General features: G+C 60.4%; 15 protein-coding genes, 2 tRNA genes and 1 pseudogene. All 18 read left to right on the top strand.

Translation table 11 applies throughout. The features are described 5' to 3' along the window. Positions 1 to 473 precede the first annotated feature (473 nt). The 18 genes and pseudogenes from lepB (at position 474) to IPP35_10800 (ending at position 16,266) form a co-directional block, all read left to right on the top strand. Complete coding sequence (gene lepB, locus IPP35_10715; GenBank protein ID MBL0059555.1) at positions 474 to 1,226, top strand: signal peptidase I; 753 nt, start codon at positions 474 to 476, stop codon at positions 1,224 to 1,226. Between the two features lie 69 nt (positions 1,227 to 1,295). Further along, positions 1,296 to 2,414 (top strand): radical SAM family heme chaperone HemW, encoded by a 1,119-nt coding sequence (hemW, locus tag IPP35_10720; GenBank protein MBL0059556.1) that lies wholly within the window; start codon positions 1,296 to 1,298, stop codon positions 2,412 to 2,414. Positions 2,415 to 2,570: 156 nt separating this feature from the next. Beyond that, a complete protein-coding gene (gene hrcA / locus IPP35_10725) occupies positions 2,571 to 3,656 on the top strand; it encodes a heat-inducible transcription repressor HrcA (protein ID MBL0059557.1) in 1,086 nt (361 codons plus the stop codon). Beyond that, a complete protein-coding gene (locus IPP35_10730) occupies positions 3,649 to 4,239 on the top strand; it encodes a nucleotide exchange factor GrpE (GenBank protein MBL0059558.1) in 591 nt (196 codons plus the stop codon). Before hrcA ends, IPP35_10730 begins: the two co-directional genes overlap by 8 nt. Before the next feature lie 18 nt (positions 4,240 to 4,257). Next, a complete protein-coding gene (gene dnaK / locus IPP35_10735) occupies positions 4,258 to 6,144 on the top strand; it encodes a molecular chaperone DnaK (protein ID MBL0059559.1) in 1,887 nt (628 codons plus the stop codon). Positions 6,145 to 6,164: 20 nt separating this feature from the next. Further along, positions 6,165 to 7,071: pseudogene (locus tag IPP35_10740) on the top strand (DnaJ domain-containing protein). Between the two features lie 12 nt (positions 7,072 to 7,083). Further along, a complete protein-coding gene (locus IPP35_10745) occupies positions 7,084 to 7,824 on the top strand; it encodes a 16S rRNA (uracil(1498)-N(3))-methyltransferase (protein ID MBL0059560.1) in 741 nt (246 codons plus the stop codon). A gap of 64 nt (positions 7,825 to 7,888) precedes the next feature. Beyond that, a complete protein-coding gene (locus IPP35_10750; protein ID MBL0059561.1) occupies positions 7,889 to 8,212 on the top strand; it encodes a hypothetical protein in 324 nt (107 codons plus the stop codon). Continuing rightward, complete coding sequence (locus IPP35_10755; GenBank protein ID MBL0059562.1) at positions 8,179 to 9,402, top strand: MiaB/RimO family radical SAM methylthiotransferase; 1,224 nt, start codon at positions 8,179 to 8,181, stop codon at positions 9,400 to 9,402. The genes IPP35_10750 and IPP35_10755 overlap by 34 nt, the downstream gene beginning before the upstream one ends. Positions 9,403 to 9,463: 61 nt before the next feature. Continuing rightward, positions 9,464 to 9,808 (top strand): histidine triad nucleotide-binding protein, encoded by a 345-nt coding sequence (locus IPP35_10760; GenBank protein MBL0059563.1) that lies wholly within the window; start codon positions 9,464 to 9,466, stop codon positions 9,806 to 9,808. 109 nt (positions 9,809 to 9,917) lie between these two features. Next, positions 9,918 to 10,118 (top strand): 30S ribosomal protein S21, encoded by a 201-nt coding sequence (locus IPP35_10765; GenBank protein ID MBL0059564.1) that lies wholly within the window; start codon positions 9,918 to 9,920, stop codon positions 10,116 to 10,118. Positions 10,119 to 10,159: 41 nt separating this feature from the next. After that, complete coding sequence (gene dnaG, locus IPP35_10770) at positions 10,160 to 11,974, top strand: DNA primase (GenBank protein MBL0059565.1); 1,815 nt, start codon at positions 10,160 to 10,162, stop codon at positions 11,972 to 11,974. A 25-nt stretch (positions 11,975 to 11,999) separates the two neighbouring features. Continuing rightward, positions 12,000 to 13,706 carry a sigma-70 family RNA polymerase sigma factor gene (locus tag IPP35_10775; protein MBL0059566.1) on the top strand — a complete coding sequence of 569 codons (1,707 nt, stop codon included), beginning with the start codon at positions 12,000 to 12,002 and terminating at the stop codon, positions 13,704 to 13,706. 64 nt (positions 13,707 to 13,770) lie between these two features. Continuing rightward, a tRNA-Ile gene (locus IPP35_10780) sits at positions 13,771 to 13,843 on the top strand. Positions 13,844 to 13,888: 45 nt separating this feature from the next. Beyond that, entirely contained in the window at positions 13,889 to 14,728 is an 840-nt protein-coding gene (locus IPP35_10785; GenBank protein MBL0059567.1) for an alpha/beta fold hydrolase, read from the top strand. Positions 14,729 to 14,776: 48 nt separating this feature from the next. Next, positions 14,777 to 14,848, top strand: a tRNA-Val gene (locus IPP35_10790). A gap of 37 nt (positions 14,849 to 14,885) precedes the next feature. Next, positions 14,886 to 15,683, top strand: a complete 798-nt coding sequence (locus IPP35_10795; GenBank protein MBL0059568.1) for a hypothetical protein — start codon at positions 14,886 to 14,888, stop codon at positions 15,681 to 15,683. A 166-nt stretch (positions 15,684 to 15,849) separates the two neighbouring features. After that, on the top strand, positions 15,850 to 16,266 hold the full coding sequence (locus IPP35_10800; GenBank protein ID MBL0059569.1) for a ribonuclease HI family protein: 417 nt from the start codon (positions 15,850 to 15,852) through the stop codon (positions 16,264 to 16,266). Positions 16,267 to 16,273 lie beyond the last annotated feature (7 nt).

Consider the following 16,273-nt stretch of genomic DNA (forward strand, 5'->3'; position numbering starts at 1 on the left):
CGTTCAAGCGGTTTTTTCAAAGCAAGGAACGGTTGGCGGATCCTCGCGGCGTTATCTTGTTGAACGGGCTGTTTTGGGCTTTTGTCGGGGTGGCGGCGGGGTTTCTGCTGGCCTCCTACAAAGAATTAGACACGCTGACCTGGCCCATCGGCGTCGCTTGCGCCGCCGCGGGGGGGCTGTTGGGCGCCCTCTGGGTTCTGCCCACGCGGCTTAAACCGGAGGGGATTCAGAGTCTTTGGGCCCTCCAGGGCATGGTGTTCTCGGCGGCCGTGGGCGGGGTGATGGGGGTCGGGCGCGGCGGCCTGGCCCTGGGAATCGGCGGGTTGGGGGTTCTCGGGTTGGCCGCGGGGCAGTTGGTTCGGACGGCTTCGGCGCCGGTGGCGAAAGCTTCGGTGTCCGGGTTCCTGGCGGGGTTGGGGGGGCTGGCCGGGTTTTGGTTGAGCGGGGCGGGGGGGGCGGAACCGTCGCTCTTGATGATCCTGGGGCTGGGGGCGTGCGGCTACGTGCTGGGGAACGGGTGGCGGCCGCGGCTTCAATGGAAGGCGGAGGAAAACGGTGTTCTCCTGCGGGAAAGCCAGGAGTGGGCGGACACCGGATTTTCCGCCATCCTGCTCGCCGCCGTGATCATGTTTTTCCTGGTTCAGGCTTTCAAGATCCCGTCTGGGTCCATGCGAAGCACCCTTTTGGAAGGGGACCACCTCTTCGTCAACAAGTTCATTTACGGCGTGCGAATTCCCTACACCAACCGACGGGTCTTGCGATGGAAAAAGGTTCAGCGGGGCGACGTGGTGGTTTTCCGTTTTCCGGCGGTGGATCGCACCAGCCCCCATTACGGGAAAGATTTCATTAAACGCGCCATCGCCCTTCCCGGCGATACCGTGGAGATCAAAGACAAGCGGGTGTTTGTGAACGGTGTCCAGCAGGTGGAACCTTACGCCCAATGGGAAGACAATTTCCTCATCCCCGGGCCCGATGAATTCAAGAAAGATCCGGCTGTATTTCAAGAAATATGGGTCGCCCGCAAGGCTTCCCTGAGCCCCGCGGGGGAAAATGTGCGGGACAATTTCGGACCCATTGTTGTGCCGCCGGGCAACTATTTCGTGATGGGGGACAACCGGGACCGGTCCTACGACGCCCGGTTCTGGGGGCCCATGCCCGACGCCAACCTGAAGGGCCGCGCCTGGCTCCTTTACCTTCCCTTTCGCCGCTGGAAAATCATCCGCTGACGTTTCCTTTTTTTTGTAGAGAGGGGTGGCTCGAAATTAAGCCTCTCTCCTGCACGGCGGAGGGGTTCCATGAAAACCGATCCTGAAAAATCCACGGGGCTCTACCTTCATATTCCCTTTTGTTCGGTCAAATGCCGGTTTTGTGATTTCGCGGCTTACCCCGGACGCTTAAAGGATATTCCTCGCTATCTCGCCGCGTTGGCGCGGGAGATCGAGCGACGGGCGCGGGAATTTCCTGGGCGCATGTTGGACACGTTTTACGTGGGGGGAGGGACGCCGTCCCTTCTGGAGCCCAGCGACTGGCGGGGTCTTATGGCCGGGGTGCGGGCGGGTTTTTCGACGGACCCGCCATGGGAAGCTTCCCTGGAATGCAACCCCGACGGTGTCACGGCGGAAAAACTCGCCGTTTGGAGGGAGTTGGGGATCAACCGCCTCAGTTTCGGGCTTCAATCGGACGAACCCTCCTTGCTCGCCGCCTTGGGCCGCACCCATTCCTGGGAAGATTTCCAACACGTGTTTCGCGCGGCCCGCGCGGCGGGGTTCTCCAACTTAAACGCCGATTTAATGTTCGGGCTTCCGGGACAAACCCGGGCGGGGTGGGCGCGCACCCTCGGGCGGGTGTTGGAGTTGGAGCCGGACCATGTGTCGACCTACGGGCTCCAGGTGGAAGAATCCACCTATTTCCACCGGTCAGGTGTTCAGGCGGACGACGATCTTCAAGCGGATATGTATGAGGATGCCGCGAACGCGCTCGAAACCGCCGGGTTCATCCACTACGAAATTTCCAATTTCGCCCGACCGGGTTTTGAATGCCGGCACAACCTTCGCTATTGGCGCAACCAGCCTTGTTTGGGCGCCGGTGTTTCCGCCGCGTGGTACGACGGGACCACGCGCCGCACCAACACGGAGGATCTCACGGCGTATATGGAATCGGTGGAAAAAAACGGTGTCTACGACGCCGAAGCCGTCCAACTGGGCCCCGACCAACGGGAGGGGGAAAACCTGATGCTCGCCCTTCGCTTGAAGGAGGGCGTGGTCCCCTCCGCGGAGGCCCTGTCCCTTTATGGCCACGTTCTCTATCGGTCCGTCCGGGAAGGGTTGCTCTTAAAAGAGGGCGACCGGTATGGTCCCACGCGGCTCGGCTGGCGCCTTTCCAACCGCATATTCGTCGATCTCCTGGGCAAGTGAATCATTCGGGTTAAGAAGGATGAGGACGAAGCTGCGGGGGGAACATTCCAGCATAGTATAATAGTGAAGGGCGTCCCCCTGTGGGATAGAATTTGTTTGACAGGGGGGCGGGGGTGTGTTATACTGTTAGCACTCGGAAGGTTTGAGTGCTAATTAATGAGATCCCTTTCCACCATTGAGCAGGAAGAGCGGAAGCGGCGGTTGCTTCAGGCCGTTATCCACCAATACATCAAGACGGGGAAGCCCGTGGGGTCGGCTTTTATCGCGGGGCGGAAGGAACTGGAACTTTCCCCGGCGACCATCCGGAACATTATGGGAGAGCTGGAGCGGGAGGGGTTTTTGACCCATCCCCACACCTCGGCGGGGCGCGTGCCCACGGACAAGGCCTATCGATTTTATGTGGACAGTTTGGTGGAGCTCCAACAGTTGGCCATCAAAGAGGAAGAGCGGATCCGCCGGGAACACGAAGCGCGGGTTCGGGAGGTGGAAGAGCTCATGCTTTCGACCTCCAAAACCCTTTCGGTTCTCTCAAACTTCACGGGGTTCGTGACGTCGCCGGGGATCGACCAGTCTCGGCTTCAGCACATGGAGCTGATTCCCTTGGACGAGCGGCGGTTGTTGGCGGTTCTGGTCAGCGACGCGGGGGTGGTGAAGCACCGGCAGGTGACCTTCGACGGACCTTATCCCCGGGAACTTTTGAAACCCTTGGAGCGGATGCTGAACGATCGGCTTCGGGGCCAGCCTTTCGGGCGGGTGCGGGAGACGTTGTTGGACCACATCGATGCTCTTCACCAGCGGCAAATCGATTTGATGGAGTTCGCCCGGCACGTCACCGAGGAGGCCTTCGCTTCCGGCGACGTGGGGGACATCTATTTGGAAGGTGCGGGGAATATTCTTTCCCTGCCGGATTTCAGCGGGCAGGAAGACCTTCGCCAGCTGGTTCATTTGCTGGACGAAAAGCGCGCCTTGGGAGATTTGATACGCGAAGACATGGCGGAGCCGGCGGTGTCGGCCCGATTCCCGGGGGTTCGGGTGAAGATCGGGTCGGAAAACCGTTCGCCGGATTTAAAGAATTTGAGCTTGATTTCGTCCAGCTACACCATCGGCACGCGCCAGGTGGGTGTGTTGGGCATCATCGGGCCTCGCCGTATGGAGTATTCCCGCATGATCAGTTTGGTGAACCAAATGGCCCAGGCGGTGACGGGGGCTTTGAACCGAATGGTGGGAGGATCGGATGAGTGAATCGAAGGACACCGCGATGTCCGAGGCGGCCCGAGCGGCGGCTGAGGAGAAAGTTTCGGAATTGGATATTTTGAAGCAGTCCTTAGACGAGGCCAAGCTGAAATCGGCGGATTATTACGATCAGCTCCTCCGTTTAAAGGCGGAGTTCGATAATTTTCGCAAACGCATGGAGCGGGAAAAAGCCGACGCCCGCCGCTGGGGGAAAGAGGAGATTGTTCTCCGGTTGGTGTCCCTCATGGACGTGATGGAACAGGCCGAATCGGCGGCCCACGGAACGGCGGACATCAAGTCCATCGTGTTGGGGCTGGACATGCTTTACGGGGAGTTTAAACGGCTTTTGAAAGAAGAAGGTTTGGAGGATGTCCCCGCTACCGTCGGGGAACCTTACGACCATAATGCGCAGGAAGCCGTGGAGACGGTGGAGGAGGATGGGGCGGCGGGGCGGATCCTTTCGGTGCTTCAGAAAGGGTATCGGTTTCAGGGGGTTCTCTTCCGGCCGGCGCGGGTGAAGGTTTCCAAGAATAAGGGTGCGGGGAATTTGGCTCCTCGGGAGAAATCCCAGGACGACGCCCCGGCGGTTTAATTTCAAGGAGGATCCAACATGTCTAAAATCATCGGTATCGACTTGGGAACATCGAATTCGGCGGCGGCGGTGATGGAAGGCGGCAAGCCCGTCATCATTCCGTCGGCGGAAGGCACCACCTTGGGGGGCAAGGCGTTTCCCAGCTACGTGGCGTTCACGAAAGACGATCAACTGCTGGTGGGCGAGCCCGCGCGGCGCCAGGCGGTTTCGAACACGGAAGGAACCGTCTACGCTTTCAAGCGGAAAATGGGGCAGGAGTTCAACTATTCCATTCATGGGAAAGACTACACCCCCCAACAGTTGTCGGCGTTTATTCTGCAAAAGATCAAGCGGGACGCCGAAGCCTATCTGGGCGACAAGGTGGAAAAAGCCGTGATCACTGTGCCCGCTTATTTCAACGACAACCAGCGCCAGGCCACCAAAGACGCCGGAAAGATCGCCGGCTTGGAAGTGGTGCGGTTGGTCAACGAACCCACGGCGGCCTCCTTGGCCTATGGATTGGACAAGTCCGGACAGGCCCAGAAAATTCTGGTGTTCGACCTGGGCGGCGGAACCTTGGACGTGACCATCATGGACATGGGGTCCATCGAGAAAGAGGCCACGTTTCAGGTGCTCTCCACCTCCGGCGACACCCAGCTGGGCGGAACGGACATGGACAACGTCTTGATCGATTTCATCGCCGAGGAGTTCCGGAAGGAAAACGGCATCGATCTGCGGAAGGACAAGATGGCCATGCAGAGGTTTAAAGAAGCGGCCGAAAAATCCAAGATCGAACTCTCCACGGTGTTGGAGACCGACATCAACCTGCCCTTCATCACGGCGGACGCCTCCGGGCCCAAGCACTTGCAGATGAAGCTCACGCGTTCCAAGCTCGAGTCTTTGGTTCAGCCGATCATTGACCGATGCAAGCATCCGATGGAGCAGGCGTTGAAAGACGCCGGGCTCTCGGCCGGCCAGATCACGAAAGTGATCATGGTGGGCGGGCCCACGCGCATGCCCATTGTTTTGAAATTCGTCGAAAGCTACATCGGGCGGAAAATCGAGGGCGGGGTGAACCCCATGGAGTGCGTGGCCTTGGGCGCCGCCATTCAGGCCGGCGTGTTGGGCGGCGAAGTCAAAGACGTCCTGCTTTTGGACGTGACGCCCCTTTCCTTGGGCCTCGAAACCCTGGGCGGCGTCATGACCAAGTTGATCGAGCGGAACACCACGATCCCCATGAAGAAGTCTCAAACCTTCTCGACCGCGTCCGACCAACAGCCGGCCGTGACGATCCATGTTTTGCAGGGTGAGCGGCCCCTGGCCAAGGACAACACGTCCCTGGGCCATTTCGACTTGGACGGCATTCCGCCGGCCCCGCGCGGCATGCCGCAAATCGAGGTGACCTTCGACATCGACGCCAACGGCATCTTGAACGTGAAAGCCTTGGACATGGGCACGAAGAAGGAACAGCACATCACCATCCACGCCAAGAGCAAGCTCTCCAAAGACGAGGTGGAGAAATTCGTCAAGGAAGCCGAGAAGTTTGCCGACGAGGACAAAAAGAAGGCCCAGGAAATCGAAACCAAAAACGAGGCCGACGCCGTTGTTTACTCTACGGAAAAGGCCCTAAAAGAGCACGGCGACAAGGTGAGCCAGGACGACCGCATGGCCATCGAGCGCGCGGTGACCGACGCCAAAGAGGCGCTGAAGGGCACGGACTTGGACAAGATCAAGAAAACCAAGGAAGACCTGCTTCAGGCTTCCCATAAGTTGGCCGAGGAGGTCTACAAGGCGGCTTCCGCCAAGGCCCAGGCCGGGGGAGAAGCGCCGGGCGGGGGGGCCACCGCCGGTGACGCCTCCGCGGGGGGCAACGGGAAAGAAAAGGTGGTGGACGCGGAGGTGGTGGACGAGGATAAGAAACCCTAGTTCCGCAGGGGTCCTTCGTCATGGCCAAGCGCGATTATTATGAGGTCCTGGGCGTTTCTAAAACCGCCTCGGCCGATGAGCTGAAGCAGGCTTATCGAAAACTCGCGCTTCAACACCATCCGGATCGGAACCCCGGGAACAAAACCTCCGAGGACAAATCGGAAAGGGGCCGACTTGCAAGCCGAGCATGTGGTCACGTTGGTGGAGGCGTTCACCGGCACCCAGGCCGCCCTGCGGGTGACCCGCCACGCCGCCTGCGCCGTTTGCAAGGGGTCCGGGGCCAAGCCCGGCACGTCGGCCAAAACCTGCAGTGATTGCCGCGGCGCCGGCCAGGTCCGCGCCACTCGGGGATTTTTTACCATGGCCCAAACCTGTCCCCGATGCCAAGGGTCCGGACAGATGGTGGAAAGCCCCTGCGCCGACTGTCGCGGACAGGGGCACGTCCGCAAAACCGAAAATGTCACCGTCCGTATTCCCCCGGGGGTGGAGGACGGCACCGCGCTCCGCGTTCCGGGCGGAGGAGAGGCGGGAGGGCGGGGAGCCCCGTCGGGAGATCTCTACGTGATCATTCGCGTTCGGGAGGACGAGCGCTTTGAGCGGGAGGCGGAAAACCTTTTAACGGAGCGACACGTGACGGTTCCTTTGGCCGCGTTGGGGGGTGACGTGGACGTTCCCACCGTGCAGAAATCCGTCCGCATCCACATCCCGGCCGGCACCCCGTCGGGAGCACTTTTACGCGTGCGCGGCGAAGGCATGCCCGCGTTGCGCGGCGGCGGACGGGGCGATCTTCTGGTCCGCGTTATCGTCGATACGCCTTCGAAACTTTCCAAAGACCAGCGCCGCCTTCTGGCCGAACTCGCCAAAACCATGGGCGAAACCGGTATTTCTTCCGAAGAGGGTTTCTTCAAGAACGCTTTCGGCAAGTAGATCCACCTTCCTGTGCCCCACTTTTTTGTTTCTCCCAAAAGTATTCGCGCCGGCCGGTTCGTCCTTTCGGTTGAAGAGTCCGGTCATTTGGCGCGGGTGTTGAGGAAAAAGGCCGGCGATGAAATTGGGCTTTTTGACGGAGTGAACCATTCCTATCGCGGGGTGTTGGAGGTCGTGACGCCGGAGCGGGTGGAGGGAAGGATTTTGGCGGAGGCTTCGACGGCGGAGGAGCCTTACACCCTTCGCTTGTTTCAGGCGGTTCCGAAGGGGGACGCTTTCGAGTGGATTTTGGAGAAGGCCACCGAGCTCGGCGTGGCCGAAATCGTTCCCCTGCAGACCCGGCGAAGCGTGGCCGTGGTCCCGGCGGACCGCTGGGCCGCGAAAAAAGCGCGCTGGGAAAAAATTGTCCGCGCGGCGTCGGCTCAATGCGGGCGCGTGGAAGTGCCTCCCATTTCAGTGCCGGTGGACGTGGCGGGGGCCCTCGCCCGGTTGGGGCCGGGGGAGACGTCTCTCATCCCCTGGGAGGGGGAAATGGAGCGGACGTTGAAAGCCGCGCTCGCTTCCGTCGATCGGGTCGGGCGGCGGCCGGTGGTAAATGTTATGATCGGGCCGGAAGGCGGCTTTGACCCCGGCGAAGTGGCCCAGGTTCGGGTCGCGGGCGTGGTGCCCGTGACGCTCGGCCCCCGGATTTTACGGACGGAAACCGCCGGGATCTTCGCCGCCTCCGCCATCTTTTATGAACTCGGACTCTAAACCCATTTCCTCCGTTTCCCCGCCCCAGCGAAGTTGGGGTTGGATCGTCGGCGTTTCCGCTGGGGTGAGCGTCGGCTCATTAATTGCGGGGACGTTCGTCTTGGTGGACCCCCTCGGTTTGTTGGCCGTTTTTTTCTGCGTGGGCGCTTTGGCCGGAATGTTGGCCACCCGCCAGGCGTGGCTGGCCGGGATCATCGTCGGCCTTCCTCTCGGTTTGCAACAGCTCACCCGTTACTCCCTCCAGGAATTTAAAACTCTATCGGAAGCCCTGGGCCGGGCCGATTATTGGCGCATCGTTCCCCCGGTTTCCATCGTGGCCACGGGGGTCGCTGTTTTGGGCGCCATGTCCGGGGCGTGGCTTTTGGGCGCGCGGTTCCGGCCCCGGTGAAAGTTTCTTTTCAAACCTTCGGGTGTAAAGCGAACCAGTACGATACGGAGCTTCTCCGGGCGAGGCTGGAGTCCGGCGGGGGCGTTTCCGTCGACGATCACCGGGAGGCGGACCTTTGCCTGGTCAACTCCTGCTCGGTGACGGCCAAGGCCGACCAGGAATGCCGACAGTTTGTTCGGCGGTTACTGCGGGAAAACCCCAAGGCCCGCGTGGTGGTGACCGGCTGTTACGCCAGCCATGCCCCGGAATCGCTTCGTTCCCTTTCCCCCCGCGTCGAGGTTTATTCCAATAAGGAAAAAGAAGGTCTTCCCGCCTGCCTAGGGTTTGAAGTGGCCCCCGAGGTGTGGGGCCTCTCCCGGTTTGCCCACCGCGCCCGGGCCTTCGTCAAAATTCAAGACGGATGCAAGGCGCCCTGCCGTTATTGCATCATCCCCCAAACGAGGCCGGACTACTGGAGCAAGCCCGTCGACCACGTGCTGAAAGAAGTCCGGACGCTGGTCGACGCCGGCCATGGAGAAATCGTTTTCACCGGCATTCGGCTGGGTCTTTACCGCGGGCGGTCGCCCGAGGGAAAATCCGAGGGGTTGGCGGCTCTTTTGGCCCGCGTCGTCGCGCTGTCCGGGCGGTTTCGGGTGCGGCTATCGTCTTTGGAAGTCACCGAAATTCCCGATGAGTTGATCCATCTCGCGGCCGGGACGGACAAGGTCTGCGCCCATTTCCACATCCCTCTTCAGTCGGCCGACGACGGCGTTCTCAAAGACATGGGCCGTTGGTATCGGTTTGCCGACTACGAAGACCGGGTTCGGACGGTGCGCCGGTTTCTGCCCGACGCCGCGGTGACCGCCGACGTGTTGACCGGGTTTCCGACAGAATCGGAAGCGGCGTTTGAAACCACCCTGGGCCGTATCGAAGGCTTGAACCTGACCGGCCTGCACGCGTTCCCCTATTCTCCTCGGCCAGGCACCCCCGCGGCCGAACTTGAACCCCTGGACCGGGCCATTCTTCAGAAACGCACGCGGCGGCTCATCTCTCTGTCCGAGTCTTTGACCGCCCGCTTCCGGGACCGTTTTCGCGGCACCACCCGGACGGCCCTCGCCGAAGGCACGGGCGAGGGTTGGACCGACAACTACCTCCGCGTCTCCCTCCCCGCCGAGGTCCCCGCAGGCACCCTCGTTCCCTCTACCCTTTAGGTTTAACCCTTTTAAAGGGTTTTCTATTGCAAAAAGCGTCTTTTTTCCCTATAATCCCGCGGTGATCGAATGCCTCTTTTGCCGGATCGTCCAAAAAGAGATTCCGGCCAGCGTGGTTTTCGAAAACGATGCGGTTTTGGCGTTCAAGGATCTTCATCCCCAAGCGCCGGTGCACGCGCTGATTATCCCGAAGAAACATGTGGCGCGGGCCCTGGATTTGTCGCCGGAAGACGCGCCGCTTTTGGGGGAAATTTACCAGGCCGCCAAAAAGCTCGCCGATCAGTTTTCCGTGCGGGAAACCGGGTTTAGGCTCGTCGTGAACAACGGACCCGACGCGGGTCAGGCCGTGAGCCACTTGCACGTTCATTTTTTGGCGGGCCGCCGCCTCGGCTGGCCCCCCGGGTAGGGGACCACAAACCTCGTTCGATTTAGTTTTTTTTCGCCGGCTCGGTTGGCCGGACGAGGACTTTTGCTTTTGCGGGTAAAAATTCAACCGGAAGGTGGTGTTTTCAATAATGGTTTTCGTCAAAGTTCGTGATGGGGAATCCATCGAAGAAGCTCTTCGCCGGTTCAAGCGCGAATGCGAGCGCAACGGCATTATGCAGGAAATCAAACGGCGGGAATACTACGAGCCGCCTTCCGTCAAGCGGAAGCGCAAACAGGCCGAGTCCCGCCGTAAATTGCGCCGACGCATGGCGCGGGCGAACCGCGGGTAAGCCCGGGGTCTCCGTTTTAGGGGACGCGAGGGCATACTGGAGTGGGCGTTTCGCGCGAAACGTTGGAGCGCATCAAGACCGCGCTCGACCCCCTGGCCGTTATCCAGGAGGCCGTGCCGAGCTTGAAGCAATCCGGGTCCCGCTGGAAGGGTAATTGTCCGTTTCACAATGAGCGGACGCCTTCCTTCTATTTCCAACCGGACAAGGGGCTCTGGCATTGTTTCGGCGCGTGCCAGGAGGGCGGGGACATCCTCACCTTCGTGATGAAGCTGGAAGGGCTTTCCTTTCCGGAAGCTCTGCGGGAACTTGCCCGGCGTACTGGCGTTGTGTTGGATTGGGACAAGAACGACGACGCCGCGAGCCGCCGGGCCAAGGATCGGGACCTGCTCTTGGTCCTACTGGAAGAGGCGGCGGGGTTTTATCGGGACAGCCTGCGCACGTCTGCCGAGGCGGAGCCGGCGCGGCGGCATTTGAGCCAGCGCGCGATTCGGCCCGAGACGGTGAACCAGTTCCGGCTTGGGTATGCGCCGCGGCGGGAAGGGTTTTTGGACGTGGCCCTCAAGAAGGGCGTTCCCATCGAGCGGCTGCTGTCGGCCGGTTTGGCCGCGCGGTCGGACCGCACCGGGCGGTATCAGGATCCCCTGTCCGGTCGATTGATCTTTCCGATTCATGATCCGTATGGTCAAGTGGTGGCTTTCGGCGGCCGTGTGTTGGAAGAGGAGGCGGGGCCGAAATACATCAATTCGCCGGAGACCCCCGTCTACACCAAGGGCCGGCACCTTTACGGTCTCTATGAGGGGCGGGCGGTGTTGCGGGAACGGGCCCGGGCGGTGGTGGTGGAAGGCTACATGGACGTGATCGGTTTGCATCAGGCCGGGATGGGCGCGGCGGTGGCGCCCCTCGGGACGGCGCTGACGCCGGACCAGGCGCGGTTGATTCGTCGGTACGCCCAGGAAGCGGTTTTGCTTTTCGACCCCGATCCGGCGGGGCAAAACGCCAGTTGGCGGAGTGCGGCGGTTTTTTTGAAAGAGGACGTGTTCGTCCGCGTGGCCCAGGTGCCGGAAGGGTTGGACCCGGACGAGTTTGTTCAATCCCGCGGGTTGGGCGCCCTGGAAGAACTTTTGACGAAGGCCCAGGACGTGGTGGATTTTTGGCTGGACCGGTTGGCCCCGGACCTCGCCGGGTTCAGCGATTTGCATGGGCGCCTTCGGAAGGCCGAAGAGTTGTTGCGGTTTTTGGCCGGCGTGCCGAACGAATTGCTTCGGGAAGAATGGATCAAGCGAACCGCGACCCGGCTTTCTTTGGACACGGCCGCGCTTCACCGGGAGATGGCTCGCCAAGGAGCCAAGTCGGGAACCGGGGCGCGGCCTCCGGCGGAGAATGCGGCGGCGCCCGCCCGGCCGAAAGGGCCCGACATTCGGACGGCAGAAGAAGAAGTCCTTCAGATTTTGGGCGGCGTGAGTTCGGTTTGGGAAGGCGTGGACATCTCCGACGCTCTTTTCGCCGACACCCGGTGCCGGGCGGTGTTTCGGCACTGGCGAGACCAATGGAAGGCCCACCGGTCCATCGATCCGGCCGCGGCCGTGGAGGCCTTGGGAGCGGCGGACGGGCCCTGGCTGACGGCGCTCTTGTTGGAAGGGAAGAAATTCGACGACCCGCGGGAGGATTTGGCCCGGAGCGTGAAAAGTTTGGAGTTGTCGGTTCAGCGGCGCGAACGCGCCGCGCTGGAACGCGAGGTTCTGGATATGTTGGAAGGACGTCGGACCCGCGACGAAGTTAAAATTTTGCGGTATCAAACCCTCACCCGGCTCCTGCGGGCGGCAACGCCCGGGGGCGCGGGTTCATCGGACCGGTGACCTGACCTTGGAACGACGCGAGCCATTGAACCATCAAGACCTGGTACGTGGACTGATCGAACACGGCAAAGAAGCCGGTTTCCTGACCTATGAGGAAATCAGCCAGAAACTTCCCGAAACCAACTTCACCACCGAAGAGTTGGACACGCTCTTCGGAAAACTTGAAGAAATGGGGATCGACGTCGTTGAGCGCGGCGAAGACCACGGCCGCGCGAAACACGAAACCCACGAGGAAATGGGCGTTCCCGATGTGGAGTTGGACACCCAGAACTCCATCCGCATGTATCTTTCCGAGATGGGCAAGGTGCCTCTTCTGACGCGGGAACAGGAAGTCTCGCTGGCGCGGAGCATCAAAGACAACGAGAAGATCCTGAAGCTCGTCGTTTTGGAATCCCCCATCACGCACCGCGAGGTCCAGAACTGGGAGCAACTCTTGGAAGCCGACGAGATGACCCCCAAGGAGCTCATGCCCCGGGGCCGCCGTACGGCCTCCGAGCTTTCGGGCATGCGGCGGCGGGTGAAAACCGTGGTTCAATTCATCATCCAGGCCGAGCTTCGCATCGACAAGATCAAGCTGAAATTGGAAAGCAAGCTCCCCGCCCAGACGGTGGAGGAACTTAAGGCCAAGATCAACGCCGAGCGGCAGGTCATCGTTGAACGCATCATCAGCCTGAACCTGAATCAGGAAAAGATTCGCCGGCTGGTCAACAAGATCAAGAGCCTCGGGCTGAAAGTTCGTGAGTTCGAGGACGAGACCCAGCGTTACGAAAAAAGGTTCAAGCTCCCCTATCAGGAACTTAAAAAGCTTTACCAAAAAGTCCTGGCCAAGAAGATGCCCGGCGCCCAATTCCACAAGTTGACCGGCTACACCACGAGCGGCATCGAAAGTTCCATGCAGAATGTCGAGACCATCCAACTCCGACTCCAACGCATGGTGCGAATGCTTCCCGTGAGCGCCAACGAGCTGTTGGCTCTCGACACTCGAATTCGGCAGTTGGAAGAGGCCATCCTTAAAGACAAGCTTCAGTTGATCAAGGCCAACTTGCGGCTGGTGGTTTCCATCGCTAAAAAACACGTGGGGTCGAACTTGGAGCTGTCGGATTTGATCCAGGAAGGCGGCCTCGGTCTCATTAAAGCCGTCGAGAAATTCGAATGGAGGCGCGGGTTCAAGTTTTCCACCTACGCCACCTGGTGGATCCGGCAGAGCATCAACCGGGCCATCGCCGACCAGGCCCGCACCATCCGGATTCCGGTGCACATGAAAGAAGTGATTTCTAAACTCACCAAAGTCAGCCGCAAGTTCCGTCAGGAAAATGGCCGGGATCCGACCGTGGAGGAATACGGGAAGGCCCTCCGCCTATCGACGGACAAGGTTCGCCAGATCCTGAAGATCATGCAGGAGCCGATCTCCCTGACCACCCCCGTGGGAGAGGAAGAGGATTCGGTGTTGGAGGATTTTCTCGAGGACAAAGGGGATATTTCGCCCGCGCATTCGGCCAACGATTCCCTCCGCCAGCAGGAGGTGGAGAAAGCTTTGGCCACCTTGAGCGATCGGGAGGCTGAAATCATCAAGCTCCGGTTCGGCATCGGCACCGGCTACCCGCGCACCTTAGAAGAGCTGGGCCGCATCTTCAGCGTGACCCGCGAGCGCGTCCGCCAGATCGAAGCCAAAGCCATCCGCAAGCTTCGGCACCCCAGCCGAAGCCGATTCCTGCGGGAATACGTGGAATAGAAGGACGGCCGGCCCGTTATACCAACCATCAGGCCCTGATTCGTTTTGTCGGGGTGCGACGGAGGGGCCCTTAGCTCAGCGGTTAGAGCGTCCCGCTCATAACGGGTTGGTCGGTGGTTCAACTCCACCAGGGCCCAGGTTTTTCTTGGAGCTTCGCTCAAGGCCAGGAGACGTTTCCCGCCATGATTCTTCCGAAATTCTTCGTCTCCTCCCTTCATAGCGTCGTCCGTATCGTGGGCGCGCTGTCGTGCGTCTTGGGGTTCCTGTATCTGACCCTCTGCGCCTTTCTCTATTTCGGTCAAGAGCGCCTTCTGTTTTTCCCTCAAAAAGTCCTCCAGCGATTGGTCTATCCGTTCCGGGGTTTCTTCGAAGAGATTTTTATTGAAGTTCCCGGGGCTCGCCTGAACGCCGTCCTTTTTCGAGCCGAGCGCTCCCGCGGAGTCGTTCTTTATTTTCATGGGAACGCAGGGTCCCTCTTGACGTGGGAGCCCGTGCGTTGGCCTTTCTTGACCGCCGGCTACGACGTCCTTCTGATGGACTACCGGGGATATGGGAAAAGCACCGGAAAGATACAAAGCGAAACCCAGTTTTTGGGGGATGCCGATGCGGTTTACGCCTGGGCCAAGGCCCGGTATTCGGAGGACCGGATCCTCCTCTGCGGCCGTTCTCTGGGGTCCGGCGTGGCGGCCCACTTGGCCCGGAAAAACAGTCCCCGGCTCCTGCTTCTGGAATCCGCCTATTTCAGCCTGCTCGATATGAAGCGCCGGCTTTATCCTTTCGTCCCCGATTTCCTGGTGCGTTACCAACTCCGGTCGGACCTTTGGCTCCGGGAGGTCCGCTGTCCCGTGTCCCTCATCCATGGCCGAGCGGACGCGCTGGTGCCTCACGATTCCAGCGTCCAACTTTGGCCGTTGATTCCCCGCCAGGGTTTGTTCTTCCTCATCGACGGGGCCGGCCACGACGATTTGTCCGAGTTTAAGGAACACGACGATGCCGTGGCGGAGATCCTTCGCCAGCCATGAATTCCCGGCTGAGCCGGAAATGTTATAATCCCTATTCGCCCGTCCCGTGGGCGGTTAGCTCAGCGGCAGAGCGTTCGCCTCACACGCGAAAGGTCATAGGTTCAATCCCTATACCGCCCACGGGACGGGCGGGAGAATAAAGGTTCAAAGGATCTTTGTGAACGAAATGATCGTCGCTTTGATTCGCTTGCAAGAAATGGACAAGGAACGCGAGGCCGCGCGCTTGGGAATTTCCCAGGTGGCCGCTTGTCGGGAGGACTTGGCGGTCCGTCGGGCGGAGGTGGCCGCGGCTCAGGAAAACTCCAAGAAGTTCTTGGTCGAGGCCCAGGTCCAGCGCAAAAATTTGGAGATCGAGATCGAAGCGAAGGACCAGGCGGTTCGCAAGCACGGAAGCGAGTTGAACAACGTCAAATCTAACGACGCTTACAAGGCTCTCATCAGCGAGATCGAAGCCGCCAAGAAAGAGAAAGTGATTTTAGAGGATCAGGTCCTGGTGCTTATGGAATCCATCGAGGCGTTGCAGAAGGAAGCCAAGGCCTCCGAAGGCGAGGCTCAGAAAGCCCGCCTGGAAATGGAGGGGCGGGAACGGGCGTTGGACGCGGAAGAGGCCGAGATCAACGCCAAGGCCGCGGCCCAGAAGATCGCTCGGGATTCTTTCGCGGCGGGCTTGCCGGCGGACGTCCGGTCCCGGTACGAGGCCATTCAGCGGGGTCGGCCTGGCTACGCGGCCGTGGTCCCGGTGAACGCCATGGTGTGCGGGGGGTGCCGCACCGGCCTGACGCCCAATCTGGTGAACCAGGTGATGAAGGGAAAAGAAATTGTCACCTGTGAAAGCTGTTCGCGGATCCTTTATATTGTTCCCAAACCGGTGGAGCCGGCGGTTTCCTCTCCGGCCCCCCTGCCGGATGGCACGGCTCCCGCCGCTTCGGTCGGGATCGATTCTCCCTCTCATTAACCCGGATAATTCAGTTGCACGCGAGGACCGAGACGGAAAAGATGGCTCTTTACGAAACAAAAAAGTGAGAGCGTAGCTGGGACTACGGTCGAACTTTTTTGTGAAGTAAAAAGGGTCAGATTTTACGTCGAATCCCGTGGGCAACTGAATTATTCGGGTTAAATCCATGGGGGCGCCCCTGTGGACCGCCTATTGCGACGGGGCCTCCCGGGGCAATCCCGGTCCGGCGTCTTATGGCGTGGTTCTTTGCGATCCCGAGGGCGGCGTGGCGGCCGAGATCGGCGAGCGGATCGGCACGAACACCAACCAAGTGGCGGAATACGAAGGGCTGATCCGAGCCCTGACGGAATTGTTGAAACGCGGGGCGACGCGCGCCCAGGTTCGGACCGACTCCCAATTTGTGGTGCGGCAGGTTTCCGGTGAATATCGGGCGAAAGACGCCCGCATGATCGCTCTCTTGTCCCGAGTCAAAGAACTGGAACGCCGCTTTGAAAAAGTGGACGTGGTCCACATCGCCCGGTCCAGCCATCCCCACAACCAGCGGGCCGACGGTTTGGCCAACGAAGCGCTGGACCGGAAATAGATCTTTT

Source organism: Elusimicrobiota bacterium, from assembly GCA_016721625.1.
Classification (GTDB): Bacteria; Elusimicrobiota; Elusimicrobia; order FEN-1173; family FEN-1173; genus JADKHR01.